The organism is uncultured Streptococcus sp., assembly GCF_915066115.1.
GTDB lineage: Bacteria > Bacillota > Bacilli > Lactobacillales > Streptococcaceae > Streptococcus.
This window is the reverse complement of record NZ_CAJZDT010000053.1, coordinates 1-11,120: the sequence shown is the minus strand read 5'-3', so window position 1 is coordinate 11,120 and position 11,120 is coordinate 1. Positions and strand designations below refer to the sequence as shown.

General features: G+C 39.9%; 4 protein-coding genes. All 4 read right to left on the bottom strand.

The genetic code is table 11. The annotated features are described in order from the left end of the window. Window positions 1-35: 35 nt before the first annotated feature. A complete protein-coding gene (locus QZ565_RS05040; RefSeq protein ID WP_295526431.1) occupies window positions 36-887 on the bottom strand; it encodes an NAD(P)H-hydrate dehydratase in 852 nt (283 codons plus the stop codon). A gap of 247 nt (window positions 888-1,134) precedes the next feature. After that, window positions 1,135-8,295 (bottom strand): SIALI-17 repeat-containing surface protein, encoded by a 7,161-nt coding sequence (locus QZ565_RS05035; RefSeq protein WP_295526428.1) that lies wholly within the window; start codon window positions 8,293-8,295, stop codon window positions 1,135-1,137. 365 nt (window positions 8,296-8,660) lie between these two features. Next, on the bottom strand, window positions 8,661-9,518 hold the full coding sequence (locus tag QZ565_RS05030; protein WP_049510683.1) for a bifunctional methylenetetrahydrofolate dehydrogenase/methenyltetrahydrofolate cyclohydrolase: 858 nt from the start codon (window positions 9,516-9,518) through the stop codon (window positions 8,661-8,663). A 157-nt stretch (window positions 9,519-9,675) separates the two neighbouring features. Further along, on the bottom strand, window positions 9,676-11,120 hold a 1,445-nt coding region (locus QZ565_RS05025), incomplete at its 5' end, for a Rib/alpha-like domain-containing protein (protein ID WP_295526422.1).

The following is an 11,120-nucleotide window of genomic DNA, read 5'->3' as shown; positions in this document are numbered from 1 at the left end:
GATTTTTCTAAAAGATATAAAGGCGCCTGAAACAATCAGGTGCCTTTTTGAGATATTTTTTTCATTATTTTGGGAAGATAAGAGCTGATTTCCGTCGGCAAGACCACATAATGTTCTTGAGCTAGTTCTTGAGCTATGGCTGAATGCAGATTGGTCGCTACTGCCAGACGCTCGTAGAGACTGGCTTGTTTAAACTGGCCTGCAAATCCTGCAATCATTCCAGCCAGAGTATCTCCCATACCACCAGTCGCCTGATAGGGACCGCCAACCTGTAACTGGTAATAATCAGATTGACCAACTTGCCAAATACGAGTAGCTGGACCTTTCTCCACCAAAATTGTTCCTTGAGGAAAGGAAGTCAGGGCACAAGCCGTTGCAGCTTCCTTTTGCTTTTCAATAGCAATACCAGACAGCTTTTCCCATTCTTTTTGGTGGGGAGTTAGGATAAGCTGGTTAGATGGAAACGACAAACTTGTCCTAGCAAGGATGGTTAAGGCCCCTCCGTCTACAATCAAAATCTGTTTCTTTTTTAAGCTGGCAAAAATCTGTTTGACTAGATTTTCTCCAAAAGCATCGTCTCGTAAACCAGGTCCTACTAAAACCACTTCTGCCTTCTCCAACTGCTCTTTTAACAATTGCTGGTCTTGAAGAGAAAAGGCCATAGCCTCAGGTAAATGACTGTGCAAAGCTGGGATATTTTCCCTATCCGTTCCAACAGTCACCAAACCAGCTCCACTTTTAACAGCTGCCAAAGCAGCCATGATGATAGCACCACCATAAGGATAAGTCCCACCAAGCAACAGCAGACGGCCATAGTCTCCTTTATGACTGGTACGAGAACGTTCAATAATAACTTTTTCTAATAATGCTTGCTCAATCACTTTCATTGTTTTTTCCTCTCTATTCATTATACTATAAAGTCTATCCACCTTGCATCTTAAATATAAATCTCTTCGTTCATATAGAAAAAGAGGGGACAAAGCCCCTCTACTCTCCTTTCGCCCCAACACGAAAGTAAACGATTCCATTTTTACTAGTAAAGACGGGGAGGACTAATTGGTCCTCTCCATCTATTCGACTCATTTATCGATTCATTTTTTATCTTCTACTAATCTAGGGTATTAGACGCACAGACTAATCCTCTTTGCGTTTTGCAGTTAATAAAGCTGCTGACAAGGCCAAGGTAACACCTGCCAAGAAAATAGCTGTTTCTGACTGTTTTTCACCAGTTTCTGGCAATCTCTTGTCTTCCTTGGCAACTTGAACTGGCACTTCTGGAGTCTGAGCTTTTTCTAACGAACTTAGTTTAAACTCTGGTTTTTCTACTGTTGGAGCTGGTTGATTACCTACTGTAGCTAGAATACCACGGTACTCTGGAAGTTTATGTTCTAGAGCCATTACAGCATTAACGCCACCCTTAAATTCAGGTTTCTCAACACTTGGTACTGCTTGATCTCCTACTGTGGCTAGAATTCCTGTGTATTCTGGAACTTCATTTACTGCTGCTTCTACAAAGTTAGCACCACCTTTGAATTCTGGAACATCGTTCACTGCTGCTTCTACAAAGTTAGCACCGCCTTTGAATTCTGGAACTTCGTTTACTGGCGCAGGTTCTTCACCCTTACTATTTGAAATAGATGGTTTTACTCCTACCTCAATAATACGATCCTGAGCCTTTCTTTCTTCAGAATGAACAAGAGTTCTAGTAGTTCCCAAAACTTGAATATAGTCAACTTTTTCTCCATCTTGTCCTTCAGAAACTATACGACGTTGACCTTGAGCAAGCTCAGGGGTTTCACGAATAACTTCTTTAAACGGAAGTGGAGTCTTTTCAATTTCCAAGCTTGGAACTTCTGCGACTAAGTTCTTAACGCCTTCTGTCGGTGTTGTTTGGAAGGTAGACTTAAAGTGTAAACGATATTCTTTCACCAGATTTCCATCTTTTGAAACAAGACGAACCAGTGTTGGAAGATTTGTATTTCCATGATCCACTACCGTGACTACTCCATGTCCACTAGTTGTCGCAGTGACTTTTGGTTTAGTTCCCATTGTTGTTAGGGTGTACTCTGTCACATTTGGATCAAAGTTTTCCAATGATTTTCCATCGATTGAAATAGTCGCTGATGGTGTTTCGACTTCTGCTCCCTTGCCTGCAGAGTAGGCTGTAAATTCGACTACTGCTAGACCGTTAGTAGTAGACTTACGAGTCATTCGAGCACGAATAGCTGTCGCTTGAACTGGTTCAAAGTTAAACTCGATTGGTTTTCCAGCTACTAATTCTCCAGAAGCTTTATAAGGAATTGGTTCCCAATTTTCTGCCTTGTTGAATGGATGGTCAGCATTTTCTTCATAACGAGAAATCGTACTTGGTTCTGTAAAGGCAGGGCCAATATATCTTTCTAGAACCATTTTCTCTGGGGCATCTGTTCCACTATCTTTAAAGAACTGAATGGCTACTCTTCCAATAGATTGGGAGGCAATTTTACCGTCTTTCTTAAAGAGTAGTCCGACAGAAGTTTCTTGATTTTTTGGTGTACGAGACCAGTTTGTCCAACGTCCATCTTCATTGTATTTTCCATCATTGATATAGAAAATTCTATCATGTGAAGCTGCTTGAGTATCGTTCGTTGTCGAAGCAAAGGCTTTAGAATCTTTGTCATTGTTGCTTGGATTTTCTGAAATGATTTGATTGCCTTTAGAAACAACTGTCACCTGCATGATAGTTGTTAGATTTGTACCAATAACATGACCGGTAACTTGGAATGTTCCCTCATGCTCTGTCGCATGTTCAGGAATAGCATCCCACTTCACTGCAAGTTTATCTGTAGTCCAATTAGTTGAAGTTGGATAATAAACACTTACTTCTGAAGGAAGTTGAAGATTGTCTCCAACATTCAAGATTTTAGCACTGTTTTCTGCAGCAAGAGGTTGACTAGTTTCTCTCTCATCATTACGGTAGATTCGATATTCTTTTAAAATAGTACCATCTTCAGCCTTCAAAATAAGACGTGTCGCACCTTTTGGACTTGTTGCTGGAACAAGAGTAACCAAACCATTGTTGCTAGCTGTTGCAGTAATTTCCTTGCTAGATTGAGGAATATAATAATCTGTTTTCGATGGATTAAAGTGTTCAAGATCCTTGCCATCTACTTTGATAGAAATATCTGAACTTGTTTCACTTAAGACCTTGTTTCCAAGGACAGTTAGCTCTGTCAAACCAACACCTGATGTTCCATCAGCCTTCTTCATACGAATACGCACAGCGTAGGTTTCGACCTTGTCAAAGGTAAAGTGATTGGTTTGAGTTGCAGATAGCTGACTTGGAGCATGTAAGTTTTCAACTGCTTTCCAATTGTCTGGATTATTAAATGGATGATTAGTATCACGCTGAGCATGACTGACATCACTTGGTAAATCTGGAATTTCTTTACCTACATAATATTCAACTACATATTCTTTTGGAAGACCAATTGCTCCATCAGTATAGAAATCAACTGATAAATTGTTGACAAAACGTTTCGTCAAGTCTCCTGAATTACCAAACAAGATAGAAGCCCAGTCATTATCAGTATTTGTTCTCCAAGTAGTCCATCTATTTTTAGCATCTGTTGGCGTTCTTGACACAGTCAGGTCGTTCAAGGTATTAGCTGAATCATCTCCTCCTGTATTGGACACAATGGCAGCTGGCAATTGCGAACCTGTCCATTGTTTAGAGATATTATTTCCAGCAACAACTTGACTAGATACTCGAACATGAGCTTTAGTGGTCAGATTGCTACCCACTAAACGACCATTGATTTCATAGACTCCTTCAGTTTGACTAAAGTTGGCTGGAACCTGATCCCAAACTACATCTTTATAGATAGTTGTTCCATTAGAATGGTAAGCACGAACATTAGCTGACAATTGAACTGTCTCACCCTTAGGTACTGTGAGGCTGACTTCCTCTGCAACTTGTAAGCCTTCAACTGTCACCGTTGCTTGAGCTTCAATGTCTGTGCCTTCTACATGTCCTTTAAGGGTAAAGCTATGATAGCGACCCAATTCTTTTTCATCTACCTTGTCCCAAGTTACAGATACTTTGCGTGGCAAGCCCTTATCAAATTCTGCCCCAACTTCTTTAGGTAGATTCGGTTGCTGATTAATGTCTGTAGAAATAGATACAGGATGAAGTTTCACAATCTTCTTGCTGACTTTATTCTCTTTAATCACTACTTCAGTAGTTACAGATTCTGTTTCCTCTGTTTGATTATCGATTCGAGGTGTCAAAGTCACTCTTCCCTTAGTATAGAGCAATAGATTCTGACCATTTACCTCAAGATGCCCACCATCAGATGATTTAGCTTCTAGGTGAATATCTGAAGCTGAAAATTCTGTTTGAGAACCATCCTCATAACTACCAATGACACGATAAGTTAAAACCTGATCTTCAGTAGCAGTTTCTTTTCCTTCCACAACTACTTCCAAACGTTTCAAGGCAGGAGCTTCCTTCACAAACTGAATTAGGTAAGTTTGAACCAAGTCACCCTTTTGGTCACTCAAGAAGACAGAAGCCTGATAACCATTATCAGCAGAAGCTTGCTGAACAGTTACTTGATAACCAGTAGTCTGAGCCCCAACACTTGGAATTGTTCCGGTGTAAGGAAGGGATACACGGTAATAAGTCTTGCCAGACTCGAAGTTCTCAAGAGCTTTATCCCCAACAGTAAGTCCTGTAATGCTACTTGTTGTTTCCTTACTGCTTGCGATAAAGGTTGCCGTAACTTCATGGCCATCATCTACCAATTTACCAGTAGCTTCCGTACGTCCCCCTTCCTTGGTCAAAGCAGCAGGATCTTTCAAGGTCCAAGAAACAACATCAGTATCAATCAAGCTACCATCTGTCAGAACAGCTGTGACTGTTTTATCCAAATCAGCTGCAGTTGTACCAACTGGTACTGTAGCAACTTTTGGTAACCATTTATCTAAGGCAATCACTTTTACAAGTGCCTCAGCTTTGGCTTCAAAACCTTCTACACGTCCAGATACTTTTTTCTCACCTGCACTTGTAAGCAAGTCAGATGGCACGTCCCATGTTACAGTCTTTTCCTCAACACTACCGTCGCTATAAATAGCTGTTACTGTTTGAGGCAATTCAGGATTTGTTGTCACGTCAGTTGTTGCTTTTACAGGAGCAAAGGCTACAAAGTGACGGTTTTCTTTCTTACCAGACACAGTTGCGACCGTTGCGCTATCAGAAGTTAAACCAGCAGAATCTGCATAAAGAGTAAATTTACCTTCTTTTTCTGTTGATTTTACAATGACAACTCCTTTACCATTGAAAGCACGTCTTTGCCATGTTCCATCTGCTTGAGCTTTGTAACGCTCACGGCTAGCTTGTTCTCCATTATCGACCCCAACAATTTGTCCTTGACCATGAAGATTGAAATGAACAAGATTATTCGCTGTCGGAACCACATTCCCATCGCCATCAACAATTTCGTAATGGATGTAGGATAGGTCTTTCCCATCTGCAGTGATAACATGCTCTTCTTTAGTCAGACGAACTCTTGCTGGTTCCCCTGCAGTTGTCACACTATCACGCGCAATTTCTTTGCCATTTTCATCTCTAGCAATCGCAGTCAGTGTGCCGGGTTGGTATTTCACAAGCCACTCAAGATACAATTCACTTGGTTTAGCCCCTTCATGATAAGGACGTCCATCTTCTGTCCTTTTCTTCGTATATTCCTTTTTACCAAGCGACTGTCCATTTAAGAACAATTCTACACTTGCAGCATTTGAGAAGGTACGAACTGGAACCTTTCCATCGACTAGCATCTTGCGATCCTTAAGTGTCTCTTCAGTCCAGTTCCAATGTGGTAAAATGCGTACAGTTGGCTTTTCTTTAGCACTATACCACTCACTGCGATAAAGGTAGAAATCATTTTTTGGTAAACCAGCCGTATCGATGATACCAAAGTAAGAGCTTTTTACAGGTGTATTATCTTGGTTATGCCATGGAGTTGGTTCACCAATATAATCAAACCCAGTCCAGATAAATTGTCCGGCATAGCCAGCGCGATCACGGTCAAAAGTCCATGACTCAGTAGCTGTTCTTCCCCACCCAACACGGTCGTTACCATAATCAGATTGTTCATAGTGACGATTTGGACGGTTATCGTGTCCAAGGATTTGAGCAGGATTGTAATAAGAATCACGCGTTCTAGTAGCTGAAGAGGTTTCAGAACCATAAATGAGCCAATCTGGATGCGCTCTACGAACCGCATCATAAAAACGTTCACCATAGTTCATACCGACAGCATCCATGATTTCTGCGAGTTTCAAAAAATCACCTGTTGCTGCACGACTAAATTTATTTTCACCCATGGTGACATAACGCTCAGTATCAATCGCCTTGATAATAGCCTTCAGACGTTTAGCAGTTTCGATAGAGCGAGGACTACCATTTGCCTCTTCTACCTCATTTCCAAGAGACCACATGACGATAGACGGATTGTTCTTATCACGTTCTACCATTGTTCTAAGATCAAAATCAGACCACTTCTCCCCCTTCTTAGCTTCAGGATGAGTTGCATCTTGATCAAAGAACCGTCCATAGTCGTAAGTCTTTTTGCCACCATACCAGGTATCAAAAGCTTCCTCTTGCACCAAAAGACCTAAACTAGCTGCAGCATCAAGCAACTGAGGACTAGCTGGATTGTGGGTTGTTCGAATAGAGTTTACCCCCATATCTTTCAAGAGTTTTAATTTACGATAGGTAGCCTTATAATTCTCTTCTGCACCCAAGGCTCCATTGTCATGGTGAATACTTACTCCGTGGAATTTCATGCGTTCGCCATTCAGAGAGAAACCATCCTTAGCAGTCCAATTGAAATAACGGTAACCAAATGTATCTTCTGTTACATCAACTAGTTGACCTTCTTTATAAACCTTTGTTTTCAGCACATACAGTTGAGGATGATAACTTTTTGTCGTCCAAAGAGTTGGTTTATTAACTAGGATTGTTTGTCTGAAATCTGCAACTTCATTTTCTGCTAAATTCTTCGTTTCAGAGCGCACTAATTCTGAAACAACCTTACCTTCCTTAGTAAAAATTTGTTGTTCCACAAAGACTTTAGCAGCCTTCTTATCCGTATTTTTAATCTTACTTTGAACCTGTGTTTCAACATTCCCTTCTTTTTGCTCAGCAAGTTTTGGAGTAGTGATATGATTACCATTTTCGGCAACATGGACTTTATCACGATAACTAAGAGTTACATCACGATAAATTCCACTTCCTGAATACCAACGACTACTTGGTTGCTTATTGGTCACTTGAACAGTAATTGAATTTTCACTACCATCCTTGTTTAAAAATTCTGTGATATCATATGAAAAATGATTATAGCCACTTGGATAATGTCCTACAAATTTACCATTTACATAGACCTTTGAATCCATGTAAACCCCATCAAAATTAATACGAACATCCTTATTCTTGTCTGCTTCATTTAATGTGAAAGTCTTACGATACCAGGCTGTTCCACCATTTAACTGGCCACCTTCATTACGCGCGGGAGACTTGTGATCAAAGTCAAAATAAATACTCCAATCATGTGGAAGATTCAATTTAGACCAATCATGAACATCCACATCTTTTTTTGAAAAATCGCCTTGGGCATTTAGTTTAAAATACCAATCTTTATTAAAATCTTGTTTTCGTTCCGATAATAGCTGTTTTTCCTTTTCAACTTCGCCTTTGTTTGACTCTCTAGACAGCACTTGCGATTTTTCAGAAGAAGGTTTAATCTCTGTGTCTGCTTTCACTTGGTCCTTTTCAGAAGTTTTTTTAGAATCCTCTTTTACTTCGGTTCCAGCTGTTACTGCAGATTCAACAGGCTTTGGATTTGCCTCTTCAGATTTCTGTTTGTTATCAGCCTTGTTTCCTTCTTCTACTTTATTTGGAGTTTCCCCTTTTGGAATAACCAATTCATGACTATCATCGTTAGCAGGTCTAGTAGTTTCTGCATCCTTAGTCACTTTATCTTCTGCCGACTCAGCTTTGGGTTTTACAAACTCACGCCCACCATTCTCATCAGCCTTTGCGATAGCAGCTGCCACATCATCGGGAAGCTTGTCTAAAGGTTGAGCTTGATGAACAGTTGTTTCTTCTGTTTGAGCATTGGATGAAGCCAACTCCTCAGCTTGTACAGCTGATATACCAAATATACTAGCCCCAATCATTACAGATGCCGCACCTATTGCAAATTTACGAATGCTATAATGACAACGTTTATCAAAAGGTCTTTTGTTCATTAAAATCCTCATTTCTTTTTCTTGATACAAAGTAAGCGTTTACTTTTTTTAAAAAAATGACCTCCTTCTGAATACACAAACAAGTACCAAGTTCGATAATATATTTTATATATTGAATATATCAAAACGCGCCTAAAATTGCAATCATTTTCCATCAATTTAACCTAATAAAATGGTATGCAAGATAAGTTCATTCAAAAGGAATAGGTGCAATGAAAGTAGCTTTCTATTCTAGACTCTTTCTGATACAAATTTCATTCCATTAATAGCATTTTCATACTTCAAATTTATAGTTTATGGACTCATATCATTTTAGACTGCATTATATAAAAAGAAGGTAAAACATTATTCTACCTTCTTTTTTCCTATTTTCTATCCAATGTCCGAAGTGCTGCTTGATAAGTTTGCTCCATCAGCATGGTAATGGTCATAGGACCTACACCTCCAGGAACTGGCGTAATATGGCTAGCAAGTGGGGCAACTGCCTCATAATCAACATCCCCACAGAGCTTCCCATTTTCATCGCGGTTCATCCCGACATCAATGACAACCGCACCAGGTTTGACAAAGTCAGCAGTCACAAACTTGGCACGACCGATTGCGACCACCAGAATATCTGCTTTAGCAGCCACCTTGGCAAGATTATGAGTCCGTGAGTGGGTCAAAGTCACTGTAGCATTCTTTGCCAAAAGAAGTTGGGCCATAGGTTTTCCAACGATATTGGAACGACCGATGACGACCGCATTTTTACCTTCCAAGTCAATCCCATATTCATGAAACATTTCCATAATTCCTGCAGGTGTCGAAGGAATCATGACTGGATGACCTGACCAAAGACGCCCCATGTTTAGCGGATGAAAACCATCCACATCCTTTTCTGGGTCAATGGCTAATAAAACCGCCTCTTCATCAATATGTTTTGGCAATGGTAACTGGACCAATATCCCGTGCCATTCTGAATCTTGATTGTATTTGGCAATCAAGTTTAACAATTCCTCTTGGGTAATGGTTTCTGGAACTCGGACTACTTCACTACGAAAACCAGCTGCAAGGGCAGAACGTTCCTTATTTCGAACGTAGACTTGGCTGGCAGGGTTGTCCCCAACCAAAATCACCACCAAACCAGGTACTAAACCTGTTTCTTCCTTTAATCTTGCAGTCTTTTCAGCCAGCTGTCCTTGTAACTTAGCTGCTAGAGCCTTCCCATCAATAATCTGTGTCATATCACTTCTCTTTTCTTTCAAATATCTTCCATTATACCAAAAACTGTTAGTCCCCTCTAACACTTCTTTCCTAGGCAATCCTATAGTTTCAAACTATAAGAAAAAGGAGCGGATATTCCATCCAACTCCTTATTCTTATTAGAAAATCTAATTAGATTTAATCTTCTTTTTTCTTACGAGCTACGAGTCCGAATGCACCCAACATTCCAAGAAGTCCAAGACTAGCTAGACCAGCCTTATCTTCTGTACCAGTATTTGGTAATTCCTTCTTATCATTGGATACGGTTGTTTCAGCTACTTGTTTAGAATCTGTAGAACTTGTCTGAACTGGAGTAGCTACTGGTTTTTCTGGACTTGTAGGAGTATCTGGAGCACTTGGTTGCTCTTGATTGATTGGATTTGTAACCTTCTTATAGTGATGTAGGGTATTTCCTTTAGCATCAGTTGTTGAATGACTATATTCATATCCTTCCAACGCTATTTGATTGTGTTTTCCTTCTTTATCTGAAGTAATTCGATTCCCATTTTCATCAAGATATTCCGTTACAATCTGAACAGTTGAATCGCCATTTTGAGAAATGACTCCTCCACCATTTTGTGATTTAGGTGTTACTGTTACAGGAACTTCCACTGTAATCACTTTGCCATTTGGCAATTCAATCGTTACCTTAACTGGATCTTTCTTACCTGGCGTTGTTAAGTCTGGAATGTTTGCAACATTCGTTACTTTACCGCCTTCTGGAATCTTAATTCCTTTTGTGTAATCCTCTGGGGTTAACGGTGTTGTGCTTACTGGTGTTTCAATTTCCTTAACTGGAGTAACAGTGACTGGAACATCCACAGTATAAGATTTACCATTTGGTAATGTAATCGTTACTTTTACAGGGGCTTTTTCACCTGGTGTTGTTAAATCTGGAAGATCGCCGACCTTAACAGTTGCTCCTTCTGGAATCTTCATTCCTTTTGTATAATCGCCTTCAGTTAAAGGAGTGTTTGTTACTGGTGTTTCAATCGGTGTTGGTTTTGTTTCAACTACTTTAATAGTAGCTGGAACTTCTACTAACACTTTTCCATCTTTATCTTTTACAACTACTGTAACTGGCTTATCCCCTGGAGTTGTTCCATCATATGGAGTTGTTTGTCCTTCTGGAGTTTTGTATCTAAATGTTGATCCTTCTGGATAATCTGTTTTATCGATGCTCTTCTCTGGATCTGGTTGTTTGTTGCTTTCATCCACTGGGACAATTTGAGGTACACTCTCAACTACTGTAACTGGAACTTTGACTGTTGTAGTTAATGGTTTATCTTGTCCAGGAACTGTGTACTTAACAGTTACTTCTACTTCAGTATCTTCTGTTAAGTCTGGAACTGTTACTGTAGCTGTTTCATCAACAGTAACGGTTGCACCTTGTGGTAATTTACCTGTAAATGTTGAATCTTCAATTGCTTTTTTCGCTTTTGCAAGTACTTTTTCTTTTGCTTTTTCTTTGTCGCCATTTTTAGGAACAAGAATTTCATCAGCTTCTGGTTTTGGTAATACTGTTACTGGTACTTTCACTTGTTCTGGATCTTTAATTCCGTCGTAAGTTACAGGGACCGTTA